Below are 21,337 nucleotides of genomic sequence, written 5' to 3' on the forward strand. Positions count from 1 at the left end.
TTCGTCGCAGGCTCTTGAGGAAGAGGTAGCCGGGCGCGGACGCTTGCTTTAAAAGCATCGCTTCCCACCGACTGTGAGGCAGACCATGGCACTGAGAGCCGACGACCTGATCGACCGCCGCCGCTTGCGGCGCAAGCTGACCTTCTGGCGCGGTGCCGCCATTGCCATCGTGGCCCTTGGGGTGATTGCGCTTGCAAGCTGGTTCTATGGGGGCGACCTCGGCGGTTCTTCCGTCGACCACATCGCCAAGGTCAGGATCGAAGGCACCATCACCGAGGACGAGGAACTGATCAAGCGGCTGGAAACCATCCGCACATCCTCGCAGGTCAAGGGCGTCATCCTGGCGATCGATTCGCCCGGCGGCACCACGGTCGGCGGCGAATCGATCTACGAGGAGGTGCGCAAGCTTGCCGCCGACAAGCCGGTGGTGGCCGAGGTCGGCACGCTGGCCGCATCGGCCGGCTACATGATCGCCAGTGCCAGCGACCATATCGTTGCCCGCAAGACGTCGATCGTCGGCTCGATCGGTGTGCTCATCCAGTATCCCGATGTCAGCGGTCTGATGGACAAGGTCGGCATCAAGCTCGAGGAAGTGAAATCCTCGCCGCTGAAGGCATCGCCCTCGCCCTTCAAGCCGACCAATGAAGACGAGCGAGCCATGGTCCGCAAGCTCATCCTCGACAGCTATGACTGGTTCGTCGGCATCGTCGCCGAGCGCCGCAAAATGACCCGCGATCAGGCACTGGCCCTTGCCGACGGCTCGATCTTCACCGGCCGCCAGGGCCTTGCCAACGGTCTGATCGACGCTGTCGGCGGCGAGAGCGTGGCGATCGACTGGCTGGCGACCAAGGGTGTCGACGCCAAGCTCAAGGTGGTGGAATGGAAGGACACCGAGCGGCGTGGCGGCTTCCTGTTCTCGAAAGCAATAGCGCGCAGCGTCGGCAGCGCGCTCGGCATGTCGGAGGCCGGCGGCGACGTGCTTCACGAAATTGGCGCGGATCGCTTGTTTCTTGACGGTCTCGTTTCCGTCTGGCACCCTTGATCTGCCGGTTGGGGCGAGTAAAAAAGCAAATAAAATCATCCTGATAATTTGACCGCAGCGCTTTCACGGGGACCTTTCTGATGATCAAATCCGAGCTTGTGCAGATCATTGCCACGCGCAACCCGCATCTTTTCCTGCGCGACGTCGAAAACATCGTGGGAGCGATCTTCGACGAGATCACCGATGCCCTAGCGGAAGGCAATCGGGTCGAGTTGCGCGGCTTCGGCGCTTTTTCGGTGAAGAATCGCCCTGCCCGCACCGGCCGCAACCCGCGCACCGGCGAATCCGTCGAGGTCGAGGAGAAGTGGGTGCCGTTCTTCAAGACCGGAAAGGAATTGCGTGAAAGGCTGAATGGCGGCAAGTAGGCGCGGACCACGCGCCGACCTTATCAAGGCCTGCCTTCTCCAGGGAATTTCTATGTTGAACCGCTTCATACTTATCGTGGTCTTCGTGCCGCTCGCCGTCATCCTGATTGCGCTGGCCGTCGCCAACCGCGAGCTGGTCGCCTTCACGCTCGACCCGTTCAACCCCGGCAATCCGAAACTGACGCTGACCTTGCCGCTGTTCATCTTCCTGTTCGTGGCGCTCGCCATCGGCATGGTCGTCGGCAGCCTGGCGACCTGGGTCAAGCAGGGCCGCTACCGCAAGCTGGCGCGCCAGCGCGGGGTCGAGGCCGAGAATTTGCGCCAGGCGGTCAGCCGGGTACCCGCCGCACCGCAAGGCTCGGGCCAGGGTCCGGCGCTGCCGAAGCCAACGGCCTGAAGCCGAAGCTTTTGTCTTCGCGGAGTTTTGCATGCTGACCATTTCGGCCGACGCTGTCGACCAGGCGCTGACCTTTCCCGGGCTGGTCGAGACATTGCGCGCGGCCTTCCGCGAGGGTGCTGTGCAACCCGTCCGCCATCATCACGGAGTCGAACGGCCCGACGGTGCCACTTCCACGCTGCTGTTGATGCCGGCGTGGACCGACTTCCATGCGGCCGGCACGTCGGTCGGCGGTCATATCGGCGTCAAGATCGTCACCGTATCGCCCGACAACAACGCCATCGGCAAACCGGCGGTGATGGGGCTCTATCTCCTGCTCAACGGCGCCACCGGTGAGCCCGAAGCGCTGATCGACGGCCAACGGCTGACACAGTGGCGCACCGCTTGCGCCTCGGCGCTGGCCGTCTCCTATCTCGCCCGCGAGGACGCATCGCGGCTTCTGGTGGTCGGCGCCGGCGCGCTGTCGCCGTTCCTCGCCAAGGCGCACTCCGCGGTGCGGCCGATCAAGACCATCCGCATCTGGAACCGCACGCCCGCCAATGCCGAAAAGGTCGCGGCTGATTTGCGCGCGGACGGTTTCAACGCCGAGGCCGCAAGCGATCTCGACGCCGAACTCGCCGAGGCCGACATCGTCTCATCGGCGACGATCACGACGACGCCGCTGGTCAAGGGTGCGCTGCTCAAGCCGGGCGCGCATGTCGATCTGGTCGGCGGCTTCACGCCGACCATGCGCGAAAGCGATGACGACGCGATCGCGCGCGCCCGCGTCTATGTCGACACCCGCGCCGGCGCCACAAAGGAAGCCGGCGACATCGTCCAGCCGCTCGCCTCCGGCGTGCTGAAGCCGGAAGCCATCGTCGCCGATCTGCATGAGCTGGCGCGCGGGGAAAAACAGGGCCGGCAGAGCCCCACTGAGGTCACGCTGTTCAAGTCGGTCGGCGCCGCGCTTGAGGACCTTGCCGCCGGCATTGCCGTCTACAACGCGCTCAAGCAGTAGCGTCTGCGCCGGTTCTGCGATCGAACTTCCTGATCGCTTCCGCGCCGACCGGGGTGAAGAAGTTCACCAGATTGCCATCGGGATCGCGCAGCAGCAGCGACCGGTTACCCCATGGCATCGTCGTCGGCGTCTGTACGAAATCGCCGATAATTTTCGCCAGCCTGCTGTACTCAGCATCAACATCGGCGACGCGAAACTCGATGATCGCTGAGCGATTGGCGGCCGGCTGCGCCACATCAGTTCCGAACAGGGCCAGCGTGCGGGTGCTGCCGATCGCCAGTGTGCAGGACGGCGTTGCCAGTTCGGCGAAATCGTCTGTGAACCAGGTTGCGGTAAGCCCGGTGATCGTGTCGTAGAATGCCACCAAGGGCTTGATCTGATCGGTAATGATGCGGATCGAGACGAAGTCCATCTTATTCTCCTGGGGCAAGCGCGACGCTATCTGAAGACAATCGCTTGTCGCACAAGGCTGCTGACAACTTGGTGTCAGCAGCCTTGTCACGGTGCCTTGCCGATCCGGCGGCTGGATGCTTCAGCCTGCCTTCATGGCAGCGCCCATCGCCTCGGCGATCAGCGCGAAATCATGCGCCGTAATTTCGAACAGGCCAAAGCGCAGTTGATAACCCCAGTTCGATTTGCCCGCGGTGAAGTCGAGCTGCTCGAGCAGCGGCTTGATCGGCGCCTCCTCGGCCTTGGCCCATTCGACATCCCTGCGGAACGGCGTGAAGCCACCGCCCATGTCGCCCTGGTAAGGCTCGCCTTCGCGCACGGTGCCGATTGCCGTGAAGGCCTGCAGGCCGTCCTTCTCGCGCAGAATTGTGGTCGGCGAGTAGTAGATGATGCCGTCGCCGGGCTTGATGCGGCGCAAAGGTGCCGCCTTGCCGTGGTTGACCTGCATGAAGCCGGCCTCGCGGCCGCGCCGGACATGTTCGGCGGAAGCGACCGCGATCCAGTGCGCACTCACTTCTGTTCTCCATTGGCCTGTTCCCCATTGGCCTGTTCTCCGTCGTTCAGCCAGTAGACGCGCAGCCGGTGCTTGTCGGGATCGAGCGCAACGAAGGTGCGGCCGAAGTCCATGTCGGTCGGCGTCTGCAGAACGGTCAAGCCGCGTCCTGCCCAGTCCGTGTAGGCGGCGTCCACCGCATCAGGCCGGTCCAACGCGAAGACGAGCTCCGCACCGCCGCCCGCGGCCGCGGCCGACGGCTCCACCGTGTGGCGCGACCACAGGCCGAGCTTGAAGCCATTGTCGAGCACGAACAGCACGAAGGTCGGCGACGTCTCCACCGGCTGGCGTCCCAGCAGCGCACCGTAGAAGGCGCCGCTCCGCTCCGGGCTGTCGACATAAAGGATGACGAAATTGGGGGTGTTCATGTCTGCTCTCCAGGGTTTCGATTGGAGGAGCATAGGTGACCCCACTGTCAGATTCTGGCAGCAGCGTCTTGTGGGCGCGTGGAAAGGAGCATTAAGCGCCAGGCTGGCGCTTCGGTGCGTCCAGCGTCGCGCGCCATTCCTTCAGCAGCGCCTGCCGACGACGCGGATAGCGGATATACGTGGTGTTGAGCCCCGACATCCGGTCGGCGCGAAAATGTCTGAAATCCTGCCGCGTCTCGCACCAGGCCACCACCACCCGCACCTTGTCGAAAAAGCCGAGCGCGAATGGCCAGATCAAGCGCTCGGAGGCGGCGCCGCCGGCATCGCGGTAAAGAAAGCCGAGTTTTCTCTCGTTGCGGATCGCCTGGCGCACCAGGCCAAGGTCGATGCTTTCGACAGCATCGCCGTGCGGCCCGACCAAAAGCGCGGTCGCATCGAGGTCCTCGCGCAGATCATCCGGCAGCACAGCGGCGATCTTGGCCAGCGCGTCGGTGGCGGCGGCCGACAGCCGCTTGTCCGGTTGTCTGGCAACCCAACGCGATCCCAGAACGATGGCCTCGATCTCCTCGTCGGTGAACATCAGTGGCGGCAGCATGAAGCCGGGTTTCAGCACATAGCCCAGCCCAGCCTCGCCCTCGATCGGCGCGCCTTGCCCCTGCAGCGTGGCAATGTCGCGGTAGAGCGTTCGGATCGAAACGTCCATCTCGCCGGCAAGCGTGCGACCGCTCACCGGCCGGCGATGCCGGCGCAGGATCTGGATCAGGTCGAGCAGGCGTTCGGAACGGGACATGATTCGAGATTTGCCTGTTTCCTCAGCGAGGTCCACCACCTCAGACATTCGACGCTGGACCATTTTGTTTGCGCAGCCGGTGACCCTATGCCAAAAGCGGCCTGCCGCCTCCGGAGACGCTCCTGCTTGAAGTCTTTTCGCGACAAACGCCGCGACAACCGTCCGCCCGCAAAGGGCAGGACCGAACATGCGCGGCCGCAGCCGGAGACCGTACCAGTCCGACCCGAAGCCAGACAGCCACGCCACGAAACAAAACCGGACGACCGGTCTGATCCGAAGCCCGCCCCCCGTATCCTGGCGCGTCGCGAAGGCATCCTGCCCACTGAGCGCCTGCCGGTGATCCTCGAAGTGGCGCCCAATCAGGATTATGCACTGCTCGACAGCGGCGCCGGCGAAAAGCTCGAACAATACGGCCCCTACCGCATCGTGCGGCCCGAGGGACAGGCGATCTGGCAAAAGGCCTTACCGGCCAGGGACTGGGACCGCGCCGACGCCATCTTCACCGGCGACACCGACGAGGAAGGCATCGGCCGCTGGCGGTTCCCGAAGGTACCGCTGGGCGAGACCTGGCCGATGAAGCATGACGGCATCGACTATCTCGGCCGCTTCACCTCGTTTCGCCATGTCGGCGTCTTCCCCGAGCAGGCTTCGCACTGGGACCATATGGCCAGCCTGATCGCGGCGGCCAAGCGCCCGGTCAAGGTGCTGAACCTGTTCGGCTATACCGGGCTCGCGTCTCTCGTAGCCGCCCGCGCCGGCGCCGAGGTCACCCATGTCGATGCCTCCAAGAAGGCGGTCGGCTGGGCGCGCGAAAACCAGGAAATGGCTGGTCTCGGCAGCAAGCCGATCCGCTGGATCGTTGACGATGCAGTGAAATTCGCCGAGCGCGAAGAGCGCCGCGGCAGCCGCTACGACATCATCCTGTTCGACCCGCCCGCCTATGGCCGCGGCCCCAAGGGCGAGGTCTGGCAGTTGTTCGAGGACCTGCCCGGCCTGACCGATCTTTGCCGCGCGATCCTGACGCCGAAACCGCTCACCGTGGTGCTGACCGCCTATTCCATCCGCGCCTCCTTCTTCGCCATCCATGCCTTGATGCGCGACACTTTTGCCGGCATGGGCGGCACGGTTGAATCAGGCGAACTGATCATCCGCGAGCAGTCCGCCGGGCGGGCGCTGTCGACATCGCTGTTTTCGCGCTGGGTAGCCTGAATGCCCCGGAGACCTGAATGCCCGGGAGTCCCGAATGAATGAGCGGCACGCCGGCGCGCCCGGGCAGGTCAAGGAAGTCACCAGCCTTGCCAATCCGCTGATCAAGGACATCAAGGCGCTCGCCCAGAAGAAATTCCGCGACCAGCAGAACGCCTTCATGGCCGAAGGGCTGAAGCTGGTCATCGACGCCCTCGACCTCGGCTGGTCGATCAGGACGCTGGTCTTCGCCAAGGCCGGACGCGGCAATGCGGCGGTCGAAAAGGTGGCGGCGCGCACGGTTGCCGCCGGCGGCACCGTGCTCGAAGTGTCCGAAAAAGTGCTGGTCGCCATAACCCGCCGCGACAATCCGCAAATGGTGGTCGGCGTCTTCCGGCAGAAACTGCTGCCGTTAAGAGACATCCGCGCTCACGACGGCGATGTCTGGGTGGCGCTCGACCGGGTGCGCGATCCCGGCAATCTCGGCACCGTCATCCGCACCGTCGATGCCGTCGGCGCCAAGGGCGTCATCCTGGTCGGCGAGACTACCGATCCTTTTTCGGTCGAGACCGTGCGCGCCACCATGGGCTCGATCTTCGCCGTGCCGGTGACCAAGGCGACGCCGGAAGCATTTCTGGCTTGGCGAAACAGCTTCTCGGGCCTGGTGGTCGGCACCCATCTGAAGGGTGCGGTCGACTACCGCTCGGTCGATTTCTCCCGAGGACCGGTGCTCTTGATGATGGGCAATGAGCAGCAGGGCCTGCCCGACAATCTGGCGGAAAGCTGCGACCGGCTGCTGCGGATTCCGCAGGCCGGCCGCGCCGATTCACTCAATTTGGCGGTCGCCACCGGAATCATGCTGTTCGAGATCCGGCGCGGCGCGCTGAAACTTGCCCCCGAGGACGCCACATCGTGAAATCATGGTCTCCCTATGCGCTGCTGGTGATGGTGGCAATCGCGCTCGACCAGTGGATAAAGCATCTGATCGAGACCGGCCTCGTCTTCCAGGAAAAGCTCGACCTGGTGCCATTCCTGGCGCTGTTTCGCACCTACAATACCGGCATCGCCTTCTCGATGTTCTCGTCCTTCGGCGACACCGGCCTGGTCGTCATCGCGGTCGTCGTCGTCGCCTTCGTGCTTTATCTGGCAACGCGTACGCCATCCGGCCATGTGCTGGCCCGCATCGGCTTTGCCCTGATCATCGGTGGCGCGATCGGCAATCTGATCGACCGCGCCGTCTACGGCCACGTCATCGACTATATATTGTTCCACACGCCGGTATGGTCCTTCGCCGTCTTCAACCTCGCCGATGCCTTCATTTCGGTCGGCGCGGCGCTGGTCGTCTTCGACGAATTCATCGGCTGGCGGCGCGAGGCCAAGCCGCAAGGCCCAGAAGCCTGACGGCCCGACTCTTTTGACCAATTGACCTCGCCGGACGGTCGCCGCACAGTTCGGCCAGAGCCAGCCAATGCCGACCGCCAGCCTTTGCGAAGCCGAGGAGAAGAGATGCCTGAAACCTTCAAAGCCATCCTCGTTTCGCGCGACGCCGAAAAGAAGCAGTCGGTCGAGATCGTCGATTTCAGCGAAGCCGATTTGATGGAAGGTGATGTCACCGTCGCGGTCAAGGCGACGACCGTCAACTACAAGGACGGGCTGGCCATCACAGGCAAGGCGCCGGTGATCCGCCGCTGGCCGCTGGTGCCGGGCATCGATTTCGCCGGCACGGTGATTTCTTCCTCGCATGCCGACTGGCGCAAGGGTGATCAGGTGATCCTCAACGGCTGGGGTGTCGGCGAAACGCATTTCGGCGCCTATGCCGGGCGCGCCCGCGTCAACGGCGACTGGCTGGTGCCGTTGCCCGACGGCATCAGCGCCCACGATGCGATGGCGGTCGGCACCGCCGGCTATACGGCGATGCTGTGCGTCATGGCGCTGGAGCGGCACGGCATCCTGCCCGATCGCGGCCCGGTGGTGGTGACGGGTGCCGCCGGCGGCGTCGGTTCGGTCGCGGTCTCGCTCCTGTCCAGCCTCGGCTACCACGTCATTGCCTCGACCGGCCGCAGCGCCGAAAGCTCCTATCTGATCGACCTCGGTGCCGCCGAAGTGATTTCGCGCGAGGAACTCTCCCAGCCGGCCAAGCCGCTGGCCAAGGAGCGCTGGGCCGGCGGCATCGATGCCGTCGGCAGCCACACGCTGGCCAATGTGCTGTCGATGACCGCCTATGGCGGCGCGGTCGCCGCCTGCGGCCTGGCGGGTGGCATGGATCTGCCGTCGAGCGTCGCCCCGTTCATCCTGCGCGGCGTCTCGCTGCTCGGCATCGATTCAGTGATGGCGCCAAAGGCTGTGCGGCTGGAAGCCTGGCGCCGCATCGGCAGCGATCTTGATCTCAAGAAGCTCGCCGGCCTGTCGACGACCATCGGCTTCGACGGCATCATCACCGCCGCCCATGACATCGTCGAGGGCAAGATCAGGGGCCGCGTGGTTGTCGATATGTGAGGCTCCCGAAGCATGATCCCGAAAGGGAATCAGGTTTCGGAAAAGATCAGGCGATGCGGAAAACCGCCAAAAATGCATGACCGCTAAAATTCGAACGATCCGCCGCGCTTTTCCATAATCTCTATCTGCAAGGAGTTCCGCATGATCGCGGAGTCCGCCAGGAAAGAGAAGAGCCGTGCCGAAAGCGTCGACGGGCCGAGTCCGGCGACGGCGAAGCGGCAGCGTGTCGCGCCGCCGCCTCTGGCGCCGGATTTGCCGCGCGCCACGTCCGAGGGCCTGCCGTTCCTGACGGTGGTCGCCAGTGTCGTGCTGGCGGGCCTCTCCCACCTCACCGGTGCGCCGATCTTCATCACCCTCGGCCTGCTGGCGACAGGCCTTGCCGGCGTCGCCATGCACCTGCGCAGCCGCCGCACCGTCCGCCGCGCGGCGGCCTTGCTCGACGAAACCGCGGCCCGTAGCCGCGCCGAAATCGAGACGCTGGCCGACCGTATGTGGGAGATGCAGGAGAGCGAGGAGCGTTTTCGCGGGCTGATCGATGCGCTCGGCGATCTCGTCGTCCACCGCGACCGCGATGGCCACATCGTCTACGCCAACAAGGTTTTCGCCAGCCTCGTCGGAACCGACCAACGCGACCTTGCCGGCAGGACCCTCGCCGAACACGGCATTGATGTCGGCATCGTCCCCGACGCCGCCTTTTCCGATCATGAATGCCTGAGTTCCACCGACGTCTCCATACGCACCCCGAACGGTCCGCGCTGGTTCTCATGGATCGAACTGTCGGTACGCGACAAGGATAGCGGCGCCGTCTCGCACCGGGCGATTGCCCGCGACATCACCGCGCGCAAACGCGCCGAATCCTCGCTGATCACCGCGCGCGAGCGCGCCGAATATGCCAGCCAGGCCAAGTCGCGCTTCCTCGCCACCGTCAGCCATGAGATCCGCACGCCGATGAACGGCATCATGGGCATGGCCAAGCTTCTGGCTGACACCAATCTGTCGCCCGAGCAGCGCACCTATGTCGGCGCTGTCTCGACCTCGGCCAGCGCCCTTTTGGCGCTCATCGAGGATTTGCTCGACTATTCCAAGATAGAGGCCGGCCGTTTCGACCCGGAGCCGCAGCCGACATCGCTGCGCGAAATCGCCGACAACATCGTCGAACTGATGGCAGCGAAAGCCTTCGCCAAGAAAATCGGCCTCGGCTGTCATGTCGAGCCCGACGTGCCGCAGATGATCATGGCCGATCCCGGCAGGGTCAGGCAGGTGCTGCTCAACCTGATCGGCAATGCGATCAAGTTCACCGACACCGGCGGCGTGCTGGTCTCGATTGCGCGCGCCCGCACCGATACCAGCGACCGCATCTGCTTCACCGTTACCGACACCGGCCCCGGCCTGCGCGAAGACGACATGGAGCGCATCTTCGAGGAATTCGAACAGTCCGACGGCACCTCGACCCGCACCCATGGCGGCGCCGGCCTCGGTCTGGCCATATCGAGGCGCCTGGTCGCCGCCATGGGCGGTGCCATTTCGGTGTCGAGCCGACTTGGCGAGGGATCGGAATTCGTCTTCGAGATCCCGGCCGCAGGAGCAACCGAAGCACCGCAGAACCGGCAGAACATCCTGGCCGGCCGGCGCGCCGTGATCGTGTCGAAGAACGCCGTCGAGGCGGACGCCATCGCCCGCACCATCCGCGCCCATGGCGGCGCCGTCGACGTCGCCGCAACCGCTTCCCAGGCGACGCCCTTCGCCGAACATTGCGATGTGCTGTTGATCGACGCGGCCCTGGAGGACGGCGACGGCAGACTGCTCAAGCGCCTGCGCCAGAGTGGCTTTGCCGATTGCGAGGCGATCACGCTGATCGCGCCGACCGACCGCGGCATGCTTGGCGAATTCCGCACCAGCGGCTACGCCACCTTCTTGGCGAGGCCGGTGCGCGGCGAAACCCTGCTGCGCGTGCTGCTGACCAGTCATGCCCCTGCCTTGCCGCCGCCCAAGCCGGAAAAGACCGGCGCGTCCTCTCTTCGTGCCCATGGCGCACGCCAGCAGGGCTTGTCGGTGCTGATCGCCGAAGATAACGACATCAACGCCATGCTTGCCCGCGCCACGCTTTTGAAGGCGGGACATCGCGTGAAAGTGGTCGGCAATGGCAAGGCCGCGGTCGAGGCGGTCACCGAGGCCGGGCTGAAAAATCGCTTCGATGTGGTGCTGATGGATTTGCACATGCCGGTGATGGACGGGCTGGACGCGATCGCCGCCATCCGCCGCCACGAGGAGGAAATGGCTGTGCCGCCGGTACCAATCATGGTGCTTTCGGCCGACAGCCAGGAAAAGACCCGCCACACCGTGCTCGCCCATGGCGCCAGCGGCTTCGTCACCAAGCCGCTCGATCCCGACGCGCTGGTCCATGCCGTCGAGGGCCAGGTGGCCGCCTGAATTCATGTCGCTCGAAAATGGCCCCGGTTTTGAGAAGACGACATGCACAAAACAAAGACTTGAAGCGCGTCGCGTGAATCGTCCCAGCGCGACGCGCTTCATGGCGACGCTGGCGCAATCCTCGCGTCACGTAGGTAGCCGAATGAGGGTTTTCGCCAGCCGACGAAGTATTGCCCGTCGCGCCGTATCACGGTACTGTCACAATCCTGTTGCACCTACACCGTATCCCCGTGCCAAGAGGGATGGCTCGAAGGAGAATCACTCGTGCATACAGTTATGCCGGAATGTGACACTCGGCCCAGCGCAGGCGGCGCTTTGCTCGCCGCGCGGAACGCCGATGCCGTCGCAACAGGCGCACCGCTGGGCCGTATCGGCAATCTCGAAGTGCGGCTTGCCCGCAATGAGGCCGAGATCGCCGCCGCGCAGGAAGTGCGCTACCGGGTGTTTTATGACGAGCTTGGCGCCAGGAAGGACCTGTTCCAGGCGCAGGACCGGCGCGACGCCGACCGCTTCGACCCGCTGTGCGACCATCTCCTCGTGCTGGACACTTCGATCTCCGGCCCCGAGCATCGCCGCATCGTCGGCACTTACCGCCTGCTGCGGCAAGAGATTGCCGCGACCGCCGGCGGCTTCTATTCCGAAGGCGAGTTCGAACTGACCAAGCTGATCGCCCGCCATCCTGGCCAGCGCTTCCTTGAGCTCGGCCGCTCCTGCGTGCTGCCGGAATACCGCTCGAAGCGCACCATCGAGGCGCTGTGGCAAGGCATCTGGGCCTACATCAACCACTATGAGATCGGCGTGATGACCGGTTGTGCCTCGTTCCCTGGCACGGTGCCGGCTGCGCATGCCGAGGCGCTCACCTACCTTGCCCATCACTGCCGGACCAACTCCGCCTGGGATGTGCGGGCGGTCTCCGGGCGCTATTGCTCGATGGACCTGATGCCGATCGAGGCGGTCAACGCCAAGGCGGCGATTGCGGCCATGCCGCCGTTGGTCAAGGGCTATCTGCGCGTCGGCGCCCGCATCGGCGACGGCTGCGTCATCGACCGTGAGTTCTCCACCGTCGATGTGTTCGTGGTGATGCCGGTCAAGGAAATCGGCGCCCGCTACGTCAACTATTATGGCGGGGAAGCGCAGCGCTTTGCGGCGTGAGGTAGTAGGCAGTAGTGAAGGCTGCCGCGAATTGCTGACTACCGACTATTCCCTATTCCCTAATCCCTCTCCCTACGGAATATCCTCCGGTCGCCGTCCCGGGCGGCTCTTGTAGGACGGAAAGGTCCAGCCGAATTTCAGCGCGCCGCCGCGCACCAGGAAAGCCGCGACGAAGCCGGCGATATCCGAGGCGAGCGGCGGCAGGCCGGCAAGATCGCCAAGTGTGTAGAGGCCGGCGCCCGCGAGTGCGGCGGTGACGTAGATTTCGGGCCTGAGCAGCACCGATGGCTCGCCGGCCAGCAGATCGCGCAGGATGCCGCCAAATGTGGCGGTCAACACGCCCATAACAACGGAGACGACCGGCGAGCCGGTGATGGCCAGCCCCTTGGCCGCGCCCATTACGGAAAAGGCCGCCAATCCGATGGCGTCGAGCCAGAGCAGCCATTTCCAGCGGGATTCGACGCGGTGGGCGATGAAGAAGACCAGCACCGCAACCGCCGCGCAAACCAGCACATAGCCGGAGTTGGCGACCCAAAAGACGGGCAGGTTGAGGATGACGTCGCGAAGCGTGCCGCCGCCAATGCCGGTGACGCTGGCCAGAAACAGGAAGCCGATAATGTCGAGCTGCTTGCGCGAAGCCGCCAACGCCCCGGTCGCGGCAAAGACGGCGACGCCGGCATAGTCGAGGAGGTCGATGGGCGTCAGGGACATGAGGCAGTAGGGATTGGGAATTAGGGAAAGTATGAATAACACGAAGCCGCGCGATTGATACGCCTGCCTATTCCCTATTCCCTATTCCCTATTCCCTATTCCCTATTCCCTATTCCCTATTCCCTACTGCCTACCCTACTCACGCATCCTTCTCGGCCTGCTCGTTCACCGGCCCCGGCTCAACCGGCGCTTCGGTGGCCGCGATCTTGGGGCCGCCCTTGGCGACCCCGACCATGGCCGGCCGCAGCACGCGCTCGCCGATCGAATAGCCCGGCTGCACGACCTGGACGACGGTGTTGGCCGGCACATCGGGATTGGGCACTTCGAACATCGCCTGGTGGAAATTCGGGTCGAACTTCTCACCTTCTGGCTCAAGCTTCTTCACCCCATGCCGTTCCAGCGTCGACAGCATGGCGCGCTCGGTGATCTCGACGCCGTCGATCAGCGCCTTGAAGCCGGCATCTCCGGCCGCTTTCGCCTCGGCGGGGATAGCATCGAGCGCGCGGCGCAGATTGTCCGACACCGACAGCATGTCGCGGGCGAAATTGGCCACCGCATAGGCGCGCGCATCATGCACGTCGCGGGCGGTGCGGCGGCGCAGATTCTCCATCTCGGCCGCGACGCGCAGCGCGCGGTCCTTCAGCTCCTCGTTTTCCTTCAGCAGCCGCACCAGCGCTTCATAGTCGCCGTCGATGCCGCCGTGCGTGCGCTCGGCCTCGGCCGTTTCGATATCCTCGGGCGCGCGTTCGTCTTTTGTCTGGTCGCTCATCGCCATTTCCCGTCATTCGAATGGTTTGGATTTGCGCCCGATATCGAGGTTTGGCGGCCAAAAATCAAGGGGGAAGCCCAGGAGGACGCCCAACAGCAGGCAATGTTGCGGGCTGCCCGTCGGACTTGGTGCGGGACGCAAAGACGTTCAAAATTAATTCAAACTTTACCGTAACGGCAGCCTTTGCTTGCCAATACCCCGCTATGGGGAACCATTCAAAGCTTGGAGGAGTTTTGAAACCGACACAGGATTTGAGACAATGGACCGCAATACTGGCAACAGAAGCGAAGAGCTCGCCGCCGACATCAGGCGCCAGTTCGGCACCGAGGCGACGACGCGCTTCTTGCGCACCTTGCCGGCCTTCCGCACCGAGGCCGACATTCCCGCCCGTTTCCGGGACCTGCTCGACCGGCTGGACGGCATAGAAGCCAGCATGGCCGGCGGCCGACGCCGTCAATAGCGATGCTATCGCGCGACAATTACGCGCAGTAATTTTGCGTGAGCTTTTCCTTGCGGCAGCGGGACGCCCCGCCTATGCTTCCTGATGAACATGATTTCCCCCGAGACGGCCGCCAACAGCAAGCGCGCCTGGTTGAAGATCCTGGCGCGCTACAAGAAGCCCGACCGGCGACGCAGCACTCTTGAACTCGCCATCACCCTTATTCCTTTCGTTACGCTGTGGGCGCTGTCTTCGGCAGCCTATTCCTATGGCCACTGGTGGGGCTTGATCCTGATCCTTCCCGCCGCCGGTTTTCTGGTGCGGATCTTCATGATCCAGCACGATTGCGGCCACGGCTCCTTCTTCGCCAACCGCACTGCCGACGACTGGATCGGCCGCGCGCTCGGCGTGCTGACGCTGACCCCTTACGATTGCTGGCGGCGCGCGCACGCCACCCATCACGCCAGCGCCGGCAATCTTGACGAGCGCGGCATGGGCGATATCAGGACGTTGACGGTTGCTGAATACCGGCAGCTGTCTTGGCGGGGACGCCTTGCCTATCGTCTCTACCGCCATCCCCTGGTGATGTTCGGCCTTGGCCCGATCTGGCTGTTCATCTTCGAGCAGAGGCTGCCCGTCGGCATGATGCGCGGCGGCCTGACGCCCTGGGTGTCGTCGATGACCACCAATCTCGGCATCGCGGTCGCGGCAGCGCTGCTTATCTGGCTGGTCGGCCCCGGCGCTTTCCTGATCGTCCATTTGCCGATCGTGATCCTGGCCGGATCGGCCGGAATCTGGCTGTTCTACGTCCAGCACCAGTTCGAGGAGACGGAATGGGCGAAGGACGAAGAGTGGGAATTCCAGCGTGCCGCCCTGCACGGCTCGTCCTATTACGATTTGCCGCCGGTGCTGAACTGGTTCACCGGCAATATCGGCGTCCATCACGTGCACCATCTCTCCGCCAAGGTGCCGGGCTACCGGCTGCAGGAAGTGCTGCGCGACTATCCGGAACTGCGCGGCATCGGCCGCGTCACGCTTCTCGACAGCCTGCGCTGCGTCAAGCTGGCGCTATGGGACGAGAATCGCCGCAAGCTGGTCTCGTTTCGCGAAGCGCGGGCTTTGGCCTGAAAGCATTCCAGCAAAGTGAAGCGGTTTCCCGGGAAGACCGCGCAGCGCTTTCCCTCGGGATCGCATAAAACAAAAAATAAACCGCCGCACCAAAGGCGCGGCTGCATCTCCCAGAAGATCTGCTCAGGTGGCCTTGCGCTCCTCGCGCATCAGGACCTTGCAGCCCTGATCACGTCAGCCGCCTTTTCGGCGATCATGATGGTCGCTGCATTGGTGTTGCCGCCGATCAGCGCGGCTTCCTGCCTGGCGGATACTTCCGTCCGGACAGCCAACAGATCACAGTCTTTGTAAAGACAGGCGAAATTACCGCTGCGTCAGCTGTTGCGAACGCGCCGCCAGGAGTATTTCGGCCCCTTCGGCTCCGACGCTTCGGTCGGCTGATAGTAAAGGCCCAGCCCTCCTGTGCGGCCTTCTTCGAGGCGCTTCAGCAGAACCGGGTTGGATATTTCGAACTCGTCGAAGCCGAGGCGCAGCATATGCGGCAGCTGGTCGACGAGCACCTGGCCAGTGGCGCGGACCGCGCCCTCGAAATGGTAGCGGCTGCGCAGCAATTCGCCCTTGGAAAACGAGCGGCCGTCGCTGAAGGCCGGGAAGGCCAGCGCCACCAGCGACAGCTGGTCGAGCAGATCCACAATCTTTTCCAGCTGGTCGCCGGGCTGCAGCGCGACGCCAAGCCGCTCCTTGGCCGAGCGCCGCACTTCGGCATCGAGGCCGAGAAATGCCTGCAACGGCAGGATGAAGCGGCCATTGCCCGCCAGTGCATCCGCACTTTCGGCATGTGTCCACTCGTCCTCGCGAAAACCCGTCCGGGTCCAGAGGCGGGTCTCCGCTGTCGTCGGTTCAGTCATCGAAAATTCCTAAAAGCCCCAAAATCGAAGTCCGCGAAAGCCGGTCCACACGAAACCGGCGGCCTCCGGGCGGAAGCCGCCGTTGCAGGCCAACCTCACCTGAATATCACCATAGCTTAAAGGGATGCGTCGGTCAGCGACACTTCCAGTCCCGACAGATGGATGCCGCACTCGGTCTTGGCATGACCGGCCCAGCGTCCGCTGCGCGCATCTTCGCCCGGCTGCACCGGCTGCGTGCATGGGAAGCAGCCGATCGACAGATAGCCGTACGCAACCAGCGGATTTTCGCGCAGCGCATGCGCGCGCATGTAGTCGGCCTGATCGGATGTCGTCCAGTGCGCCAGCGGATTGATGCGTACGCGCGGGCCGACCGCCTCGAACACCGGCAGCGCGGCTCGCGTCGCCGCCTGGAAGCGCTTGCGGCCGGTCAGCCAGGCCCGGAAGGGGGCGACGCCGCGCGCCAGCGGCTCGACCTTGCGCACGTCGCAGCAGGCATCGGTGTTGCTCTGGTGCAGATTGCCGGTCGGATCGACCCGTTCGAGCGCCGCGTCTTCGGGCTTGATCACCCTGATGTTGGTCAGCCCGAAATCGGCGACCAGCGCATCGCGATAGCCCAGCGTCTCCTCGAAATGCTTGCCGGTGTCCAGGAAGATGACCGGCAGCGTGCGGTCGACCTTGGCGATCATATGCAGCAGGACGGCGGAATCCGCGCCGAAGGACGACACGGCGGCGATCTCGTCATGAAACAATTCGCTCGCCGCGCGTTCGATGATGTCGAGCGGGCTCAGATGTCCATACAGCGCGTCGAAGCCCGCCGCTTTGGCGGCGATGCTGTCGTCGACGTCGAGGATGCGGTCAAGCGGCCTTGGTTTCGCCAGCATAGAGCGCCTCCTTGAACGGCGCGGGACCGACACGGCGGTAGGCGTCGATAAAACGTTCACTGGGACCGAGCCGAAGGCCGAGATAGGTGTCGACGATCTGCTCGATGGCGTCCGTGATCTCTTCCGAAGAGAAGCCGCGGCCGATGATTTCGCCAACCGAGGTGTTCTCGTCGGCCGATCCGCCAAGCGTCACCTGGTACAGTTCGGAGCCTTTCTTCTCGACGCCGAGGATACCGATATGGCCGACATGGTGATGGCCGCAGGCATTGATGCAGCCGGAAATCTTGAGCTTCAATTCGCCGATCTCGCGCTGCCGCTCGAGCGAGGCGAAGCGAAGCGAAATCTCCTGCGCGATCGGGATCGAGCGCGCCGTCGCCAGCGCGCAATAGTCGAGGCCAGGGCACGCGATAATATCGCTGATCAGGTTGGAATTGGCCGTCGCCAGACCAATATCGACCAGCGCATCATAGACAGCCTTGAGATCGGCGCGCGCCACATGCGGCAGGATCAGGTTCTGCTCATGGCTGACGCGCAGTTCGTCGAACGCGTATTTCTCGGCGATGTCGGCGACCGCTTCCATCTGGCTGTCGGTGGCATCGCCCGGCACCTCGCCGATGCCTTTCAGCGAGATCGTCACCGCGGCATAGTCAGGATGGCGATGCGTCACGACATTCTGGTCGAGCCAATCCGAGAAGCTTTTGGAATCGAGCCGCGCCAGCTTGATCGCCGCGTCGCCTTCCGGCCGGGCGGTCAGTGCCGGCGGCGCGAAATAGGCGTCGATGGCACGGATGTCGGCTTCCGGCAGCTTCAGCTCGGCGTCCTTCAGCTCCTGCCATTCGGCCTCGACCTGGCGGGTGATTTCCTCGACGCCGGTCTCGTGGACGAGGATCTTGATGCGCGCCTTGTACTTGTTGTCGCGGCGGCCATAGAGGTTGTACACGCGCAGGATCGCCGTGCAGTAGGACAGCAGGTCGGCTTCCGGCAGGAAGTCGCGGATCTTGCGCGCCACCATCGGCGTGCGGCCCTGGCCGCCACCGACATAGACGGCAAAGCCGAGCTCGCCGGCGGCGTTCTTCTTCAGATGCAGACCGATATCATGCGTCTGGATGGCGGCGCGGTCGCGCTCGGCCCCGGTCACCGCGATCTTGAACTTGCGCGGCAGGAACGAGAATTCCGGATGCACAGACGACCATTGCCGCAGGATCTCGGCATAGGGGCGCGGATCAGCGACCTCGTCGGCGGCGGCGCCGGCAAAGTGATCGGCGGTGACGTTGCGGATGCAATTGCCGCTGGTCTGGATGGCATGCATCTCGACGCTGGCGAGATCGGCCAGGATCGCCGGAATGTCGGACAGCGCCGGCCAGTTGAACTGGATGTTCTGGCGCGTGGTGAAGTGGCCGTAGCCCTTGTCGTATTTGCGCGCGATGTGGCCGAGCATGCGCAGTTGCGCGCTGTTCAGCGTGCCATAGGGCACCGCGATGCGCAGCATGTAGGCGTGCAGCTGCAGGTAGACGCCGTTCATCAGCCGCAGCGGCCGGAACTGATCCTCGGTGATCTCGCCGGACAGCCGGCGTTCGACCTGGTCGCTGAACTCGGCGACGCGGGCCTGGACAAAATCGTGGTCGAACTCATCGTAGCGGTACATGTTTCGTCTTTCAGGGCGCGTCCGCCCGTATTTTGTTACGCTGCCCGCGCAGCCTGCTTGCCCAGATCTTCCCGGATGGTCGGGCCGGCGGCGCGGATCTTTTCGCGCAGCCGCACCGGCACGACGATGCCATTGACGACTTCAGCGTCGATCAGATTGACGTCGACAACCTGATTGTTGGCGTTGGCCTTGGCGCCGATTGCTTCCAGCCTGTCCTCTGCCGCTTGGTCATGGGCAAGGTCGGCATGGTCGACCGTCTCGGCCCAGCCGCCATCGGCGTACCAGACGGCGATGCCGTCGGAGAGGCGGTTTGCGGTCAGTATCTTCATGGCTCGACCTCTGCGTCGGCCGCATTGGCGGCGCTCTCATGACTATGTGCCGCGAGCGGCTCGGAACGTTCAAAGTTGGCGCCGGCAACCGCGTCGCCGATGATGGTCATCACCGGACCGGCCAGATCGGCGCGCTCTTCCAGCGACGGCAAATCGGCCAGTGTGCCGTGGAAACGGCGGCGGTTCTGCAAGCTGGCATTCTCGACCACGGCAACCGCCGTGTCCGGCGACAGGCCGGCCTCGATCAGCCGTCCGGCGACTTCGGCGGCGACCGAGCGGCCCATATAGACGGCGACGGTGGCGCCGGAAATGGCGAGCTTGGCCCAATCCGGCAGCGAATTGCCCTTCAGATCATGGCCGGTGGTGAACACCATCGACGAGGAGACGCCGCGCAGCGTCAGCGGCAGCTCGAAGTCGGCGGCGGCGGCAAAGGCGGCGGTGACGCCGGGGACGACATCATAGGCGATGCCGGTATCGCGCAGTGCGGCCATCTCCTCGCCGGCGCGGCCGAACACCAGCGGGTCGCCCGACTTCAGCCGCACGACGCGCTTGCCCTGCCTGCCGAGATCGGCCAGCAGCGCATTGATCTCGGCCTGGCTCTTGGTGTGGCATCCCTTGCGTTTTCCGACCGGCAGCCGCTCGGCGTCGCGGCGGCCCATGGCGACGATCGCCTCCGGCACCAACGCGTCATAGACGATGACGTCGGCTTCCATCAAAAGCCGATGCGCGCGCAGCGTCAGAAGATCCTCAGCACCTGGCCCGGCGCCGACCAGGGCGATATGGCCCGAAGCCGGAGCCTTCGACAGCAACAGATCGGCGGCGGCGTCATGCGCCTGCGAAAGCTCGCCGGCTTCGACGGCGCGCGCCGGTGCACCCTGGAAAAAACTGCTCCAGAACTGGCGGCGGGCGTTGCCTTTCGGCAGCAGCTTTTCGGCGGCACCCCGGAAAGAGGCGGCAAGCGCTGCCAGCGGCCCGAGCGACGGCGACAGCATGCGGTCGATGCGGCTGCGCAGCATCTGCGCCAGCACCGGACCGGCGCCTTCCGTGCCGATGGCGATGGCGACCGGAGCGCGGTTGACCAGCGCCGGGGTGAAGAAATCGCACAGCTCCGGCCGGTCGACGGCATTGACCGGAATGCCAAGGCGGCGCGCATCGTCGGCGACGCGGCGGTCGAGCGTCTCGTCGCCGCTGGCGGCAAACACCAGGACCGCGCCTTCGAGATGCGCGGCGTCGTAGGGGGCGTCGATACGGATGGCGCCGGTCGTGGCGATGAAGCTCAGCAATTCGGCGTCGGCAACATCGGCAATGATGCGAAGCACAGCACTCGACTGATCAAGTAGCCGCGCCTTGGCCAACGCTTCGACGCCGCCGCCGACGATGGCCACGGCTTCGCCTTCGACCCGCATGAAGATCGGGAACGCGGTGAGCTTGGGATTGGCGTGCGGCATGACGAACAGATTCCGGAACAATTCGGCAGTTTTAGGCGCGGACGCGAAAAAGCTGAAGGAACCCACTCGCGCATCCCCTGACGGGAGGCAATCGGTTTTCCGCAAGCCAAAGGGCCAAGAGAAAAATATTCCACATCCGCATATCAGGCGGATTCAAGCTGCTGCCGCAGACTTTGTTCTGCGGCTCTTTTATCCGGGAGCCGGCCAAGCTGCAAAATTATTTTTTCTAAATTCTACCAATCTAGTAGATTAAAAGCCGTCACCTCGGACATTGCTCCGATAGACGATAGATCGGGCTTGGTATGGCTGCGTGCGATCTCGGCGAACGAAGTGGAACGTTCCCGCTTCGCCACGCGTTCTGCCCCTGCCGTAACAGACAATCGTCGGCTGGATTTGAACCTTCAAACAGGAGCCCGCAAATGAGCAAGATCAACCTGAAACATGGCCTTCTGGTCATGGTGGCCGATGGCGAGAAAGCGCTGTTCCTGAAGAACGTGGGCGACAATCTCTATCCGAACCTGCAGCTCTTCCAGGAGATGAAACAGGACAATCCGGCAACGCGCGAACAAGGCAGCGACAGTCCCGGCCGCTACAATGACGGCCCCTCCGTGCATCGCAGCGCGGTTGAGGAAACCGACTGGCACCGGCAGGGCAAGGAACGCTTTGCCGAAGAGATCGCGGACCGGCTCTACAAGCTCGCCCATCACGGCATCTTCGACGACATCGTGCTGGTCGCGCCGCCGCTGGTGCTCGGCACCATGCGCAAGAAATTGCACAAGGAAGTCACCGACAAGGTGCAGGCGGAGATCCCAAAGACACTGACCAACCGCCCGCTGATCGACATCGAGGCCATGCTGCAGCAGGCAGCCTGACGCTATCTCATAGATCATTCGCGCGCGCAGCGTTTTCGCTGC

At 64.1% G+C, this 21,337-nt stretch carries 25 protein-coding genes; 13 read left to right on the forward strand and 12 right to left on the reverse strand.

Annotated features, from left to right (window positions below):
• Nucleotides 1-85: 85 nt before the first annotated feature.
• The 4 genes from sppA (at nt 86) to lhpI (ending at nt 2,801) form a co-directional block, all read left to right on the forward strand.
• Complete coding sequence (gene sppA, locus ACYG9Z_RS09415) at nt 86-1,042, forward strand: signal peptide peptidase SppA (RefSeq protein WP_023747044.1); 957 nt, start codon at nt 86-88, stop codon at nt 1,040-1,042.
• An 80-nt stretch (nt 1,043-1,122) separates the two neighbouring features.
• Nucleotides 1,123-1,407 carry an integration host factor subunit beta gene (locus ACYG9Z_RS09420; protein WP_006200394.1) on the forward strand — a complete coding sequence of 95 codons (285 nt, stop codon included), beginning with the start codon at nt 1,123-1,125 and terminating at the stop codon, nt 1,405-1,407.
• 52 nt (nt 1,408-1,459) lie between these two features.
• On the forward strand, nt 1,460-1,804 hold the full coding sequence (locus ACYG9Z_RS09425) for a lipopolysaccharide assembly protein LapA domain-containing protein (RefSeq protein ID WP_023698203.1): 345 nt from the start codon (nt 1,460-1,462) through the stop codon (nt 1,802-1,804).
• A 31-nt stretch (nt 1,805-1,835) separates the two neighbouring features.
• Entirely contained in the window at nt 1,836-2,801 is a 966-nt protein-coding gene (gene lhpI / locus ACYG9Z_RS09430; protein ID WP_023751410.1) for a bifunctional Delta(1)-pyrroline-2-carboxylate/Delta(1)-piperideine-2-carboxylate reductase, read from the forward strand.
• On the opposite strand, the gene ACYG9Z_RS09435 is transcribed toward lhpI, so the two are convergent.
• From ACYG9Z_RS09435 to ACYG9Z_RS09450, 4 genes are all read right to left on the reverse strand, one after another.
• The gene (locus ACYG9Z_RS09435) at nt 2,791-3,213 is read right to left on the reverse strand and encodes a VOC family protein (protein WP_023751411.1); all 423 of its coding nucleotides are present in this window, start codon (nt 3,211-3,213) and stop codon (nt 2,791-2,793) included. The two genes, lhpI and ACYG9Z_RS09435, sit on opposite strands and share 11 nt — an antisense overlap.
• A 120-nt stretch (nt 3,214-3,333) precedes the next feature.
• Nucleotides 3,334-3,765 (reverse strand): EVE domain-containing protein, encoded by a 432-nt coding sequence (locus tag ACYG9Z_RS09440; RefSeq protein WP_023714121.1) that lies wholly within the window; start codon nt 3,763-3,765, stop codon nt 3,334-3,336.
• Nucleotides 3,762-4,172 (reverse strand): VOC family protein, encoded by a 411-nt coding sequence (locus tag ACYG9Z_RS09445; RefSeq protein WP_023683064.1) that lies wholly within the window; start codon nt 4,170-4,172, stop codon nt 3,762-3,764. The genes ACYG9Z_RS09440 and ACYG9Z_RS09445 overlap by 4 nt, the downstream gene beginning before the upstream one ends.
• Nucleotides 4,173-4,263: 91 nt before the next feature.
• The gene (locus tag ACYG9Z_RS09450) at nt 4,264-4,962 is read right to left on the reverse strand and encodes a helix-turn-helix transcriptional regulator (protein ID WP_023683063.1); all 699 of its coding nucleotides are present in this window, start codon (nt 4,960-4,962) and stop codon (nt 4,264-4,266) included.
• Between the two features lie 126 nt (nt 4,963-5,088).
• Between ACYG9Z_RS09450 and ACYG9Z_RS09455 the strand changes: the two genes are divergently transcribed.
• The 6 genes from ACYG9Z_RS09455 to olsB all read left to right on the forward strand — a co-directional run bounded on the left by ACYG9Z_RS09455 (nt 5,089) and on the right by olsB (nt 12,225).
• The gene (locus tag ACYG9Z_RS09455; protein ID WP_023683062.1) at nt 5,089-6,171 is read left to right on the forward strand and encodes a class I SAM-dependent rRNA methyltransferase; all 1,083 of its coding nucleotides are present in this window, start codon (nt 5,089-5,091) and stop codon (nt 6,169-6,171) included.
• 34 nt (nt 6,172-6,205) lie between these two features.
• A complete protein-coding gene (locus ACYG9Z_RS09460; protein ID WP_023683061.1) occupies nt 6,206-7,063 on the forward strand; it encodes a TrmH family RNA methyltransferase in 858 nt (285 codons plus the stop codon).
• Nucleotides 7,060-7,548: a signal peptidase II gene (gene lspA / locus ACYG9Z_RS09465; RefSeq protein ID WP_023683060.1), complete on the forward strand. Its 489-nt coding sequence runs from the start codon at nt 7,060-7,062 to the stop codon at nt 7,546-7,548. The genes ACYG9Z_RS09460 and lspA overlap by 4 nt, the downstream gene beginning before the upstream one ends.
• Before the next feature lie 105 nt (nt 7,549-7,653).
• Entirely contained in the window at nt 7,654-8,643 is a 990-nt protein-coding gene (gene acuI / locus ACYG9Z_RS09470; RefSeq protein ID WP_023683059.1) for an acrylyl-CoA reductase (NADPH), read from the forward strand.
• Between the two features lie 141 nt (nt 8,644-8,784).
• Nucleotides 8,785-11,073, forward strand: a complete 2,289-nt coding sequence (locus tag ACYG9Z_RS09475) for a response regulator (protein ID WP_023683058.1) — start codon at nt 8,785-8,787, stop codon at nt 11,071-11,073.
• Between the two features lie 276 nt (nt 11,074-11,349).
• The gene (gene olsB / locus ACYG9Z_RS09480) at nt 11,350-12,225 is read left to right on the forward strand and encodes a l-ornithine N(alpha)-acyltransferase (RefSeq protein ID WP_023683057.1); all 876 of its coding nucleotides are present in this window, start codon (nt 11,350-11,352) and stop codon (nt 12,223-12,225) included.
• A gap of 72 nt (nt 12,226-12,297) precedes the next feature.
• Here the strand turns inward: olsB and ACYG9Z_RS09485 are convergent, their stop codons facing one another.
• Both ACYG9Z_RS09485 and grpE read right to left on the reverse strand, forming a co-directional pair.
• The gene (locus ACYG9Z_RS09485; RefSeq protein WP_023683056.1) at nt 12,298-12,930 is read right to left on the reverse strand and encodes a trimeric intracellular cation channel family protein; all 633 of its coding nucleotides are present in this window, start codon (nt 12,928-12,930) and stop codon (nt 12,298-12,300) included.
• Between the two features lie 145 nt (nt 12,931-13,075).
• Nucleotides 13,076-13,705 carry a nucleotide exchange factor GrpE gene (gene grpE, locus ACYG9Z_RS09490; RefSeq protein ID WP_023683055.1) on the reverse strand — a complete coding sequence of 210 codons (630 nt, stop codon included), beginning with the start codon at nt 13,703-13,705 and terminating at the stop codon, nt 13,076-13,078.
• 259 nt (nt 13,706-13,964) lie between these two features.
• Here grpE and ACYG9Z_RS09495 point away from each other — a divergent pair, with 259 nt between their 5' ends.
• Complete coding sequence (locus ACYG9Z_RS09495) at nt 13,965-14,165, forward strand: hypothetical protein (RefSeq protein ID WP_023683054.1); 201 nt, start codon at nt 13,965-13,967, stop codon at nt 14,163-14,165.
• A gap of 84 nt (nt 14,166-14,249) precedes the next feature.
• Nucleotides 14,250-15,272 (forward strand): fatty acid desaturase, encoded by a 1,023-nt coding sequence (locus tag ACYG9Z_RS09500; protein ID WP_023669767.1) that lies wholly within the window; start codon nt 14,250-14,252, stop codon nt 15,270-15,272.
• Nucleotides 15,273-15,421: 149 nt separating this feature from the next.
• Here the strand turns inward: ACYG9Z_RS09500 and ACYG9Z_RS09505 are convergent, their stop codons facing one another.
• From ACYG9Z_RS09505 to cysG, 6 genes are all read right to left on the reverse strand, one after another.
• Complete coding sequence (locus tag ACYG9Z_RS09505) at nt 15,422-15,544, reverse strand: hypothetical protein (protein ID WP_023683053.1); 123 nt, start codon at nt 15,542-15,544, stop codon at nt 15,422-15,424.
• Nucleotides 15,545-15,586: 42 nt separating this feature from the next.
• A complete protein-coding gene (locus ACYG9Z_RS09510) occupies nt 15,587-16,120 on the reverse strand; it encodes a DUF934 domain-containing protein (RefSeq protein WP_023686582.1) in 534 nt (177 codons plus the stop codon).
• A gap of 116 nt (nt 16,121-16,236) precedes the next feature.
• Entirely contained in the window at nt 16,237-17,001 is a 765-nt protein-coding gene (locus ACYG9Z_RS09515; RefSeq protein WP_023691979.1) for a phosphoadenylyl-sulfate reductase, read from the reverse strand.
• Nucleotides 16,976-18,646, reverse strand: coding sequence for a nitrite/sulfite reductase (locus ACYG9Z_RS09520; RefSeq protein ID WP_023683051.1), 1,671 nt, complete (start codon nt 18,644-18,646; stop codon nt 16,976-16,978). Before ACYG9Z_RS09520 ends, ACYG9Z_RS09515 begins: the two co-directional genes overlap by 26 nt.
• Before the next feature lie 35 nt (nt 18,647-18,681).
• Complete coding sequence (locus tag ACYG9Z_RS09525; RefSeq protein ID WP_023691980.1) at nt 18,682-18,975, reverse strand: DUF2849 domain-containing protein; 294 nt, start codon at nt 18,973-18,975, stop codon at nt 18,682-18,684.
• Entirely contained in the window at nt 18,972-20,423 is a 1,452-nt protein-coding gene (cysG, locus tag ACYG9Z_RS09530; RefSeq protein ID WP_023751412.1) for a siroheme synthase CysG, read from the reverse strand. The genes ACYG9Z_RS09525 and cysG overlap by 4 nt, the downstream gene beginning before the upstream one ends.
• 419 nt (nt 20,424-20,842) lie before the next feature.
• Here cysG and ACYG9Z_RS09535 point away from each other — a divergent pair, with 419 nt between their 5' ends.
• On the forward strand, nt 20,843-21,295 hold the full coding sequence (locus ACYG9Z_RS09535) for a baeRF12 domain-containing protein (RefSeq protein ID WP_023751413.1): 453 nt from the start codon (nt 20,843-20,845) through the stop codon (nt 21,293-21,295).
• The last annotated feature ends 42 nt before the right edge of the window (nt 21,296-21,337 follow it).

Source organism: Mesorhizobium sp. RSR380A (assembly GCF_054719385.1).

What these genes read in the sequence shown, in the direction of transcription:
- cysG (WP_023751412.1), bottom strand. Translation starts at nt 20,423, where the DNA reads ATGCCGCACGCCAATCCCAAGCTCACCGCGTTCCCGATCTTCATGCGG.
- ACYG9Z_RS09460 (WP_023683061.1), top strand. Translation starts at nt 6,206, where the DNA reads ATGAATGAGCGGCACGCCGGCGCGCCCGGGCAGGTCAAGGAAGTCACC.
- ACYG9Z_RS09500 (WP_023669767.1), top strand. Translation starts at nt 14,250, where the DNA reads ATGAACATGATTTCCCCCGAGACGGCCGCCAACAGCAAGCGCGCCTGG.
- ACYG9Z_RS09510 (WP_023686582.1), bottom strand. Translation starts at nt 16,120, where the DNA reads ATGACTGAACCGACGACAGCGGAGACCCGCCTCTGGACCCGGACGGGT.
- grpE (WP_023683055.1), bottom strand. Translation starts at nt 13,705, where the DNA reads ATGAGCGACCAGACAAAAGACGAACGCGCGCCCGAGGATATCGAAACG.
- ACYG9Z_RS09445 (WP_023683064.1), bottom strand. Translation starts at nt 4,172, where the DNA reads ATGAACACCCCCAATTTCGTCATCCTTTATGTCGACAGCCCGGAGCGG.
- ACYG9Z_RS09495 (WP_023683054.1), top strand. Translation starts at nt 13,965, where the DNA reads ATGGACCGCAATACTGGCAACAGAAGCGAAGAGCTCGCCGCCGACATC.
- ACYG9Z_RS09535 (WP_023751413.1), top strand. Translation starts at nt 20,843, where the DNA reads ATGAGCAAGATCAACCTGAAACATGGCCTTCTGGTCATGGTGGCCGAT.
- acuI (WP_023683059.1), top strand. Translation starts at nt 7,654, where the DNA reads ATGCCTGAAACCTTCAAAGCCATCCTCGTTTCGCGCGACGCCGAAAAG.
- ACYG9Z_RS09425 (WP_023698203.1), top strand. Translation starts at nt 1,460, where the DNA reads ATGTTGAACCGCTTCATACTTATCGTGGTCTTCGTGCCGCTCGCCGTC.
- ACYG9Z_RS09450 (WP_023683063.1), bottom strand. Translation starts at nt 4,962, where the DNA reads ATGTCCCGTTCCGAACGCCTGCTCGACCTGATCCAGATCCTGCGCCGG.
- ACYG9Z_RS09520 (WP_023683051.1), bottom strand. Translation starts at nt 18,646, where the DNA reads ATGTACCGCTACGATGAGTTCGACCACGATTTTGTCCAGGCCCGCGTC.
- ACYG9Z_RS09515 (WP_023691979.1), bottom strand. Translation starts at nt 17,001, where the DNA reads ATGCTGGCGAAACCAAGGCCGCTTGACCGCATCCTCGACGTCGACGAC.
- olsB (WP_023683057.1), top strand. Translation starts at nt 11,350, where the DNA reads ATGCCGGAATGTGACACTCGGCCCAGCGCAGGCGGCGCTTTGCTCGCC.
- ACYG9Z_RS09475 (WP_023683058.1), top strand. Translation starts at nt 8,785, where the DNA reads ATGATCGCGGAGTCCGCCAGGAAAGAGAAGAGCCGTGCCGAAAGCGTC.
- ACYG9Z_RS09525 (WP_023691980.1), bottom strand. Translation starts at nt 18,975, where the DNA reads ATGAAGATACTGACCGCAAACCGCCTCTCCGACGGCATCGCCGTCTGG.
- lhpI (WP_023751410.1), top strand. Translation starts at nt 1,836, where the DNA reads ATGCTGACCATTTCGGCCGACGCTGTCGACCAGGCGCTGACCTTTCCC.
- ACYG9Z_RS09420 (WP_006200394.1), top strand. Translation starts at nt 1,123, where the DNA reads ATGATCAAATCCGAGCTTGTGCAGATCATTGCCACGCGCAACCCGCAT.
- ACYG9Z_RS09435 (WP_023751411.1), bottom strand. Translation starts at nt 3,213, where the DNA reads ATGGACTTCGTCTCGATCCGCATCATTACCGATCAGATCAAGCCCTTG.
- sppA (WP_023747044.1), top strand. Translation starts at nt 86, where the DNA reads ATGGCACTGAGAGCCGACGACCTGATCGACCGCCGCCGCTTGCGGCGC.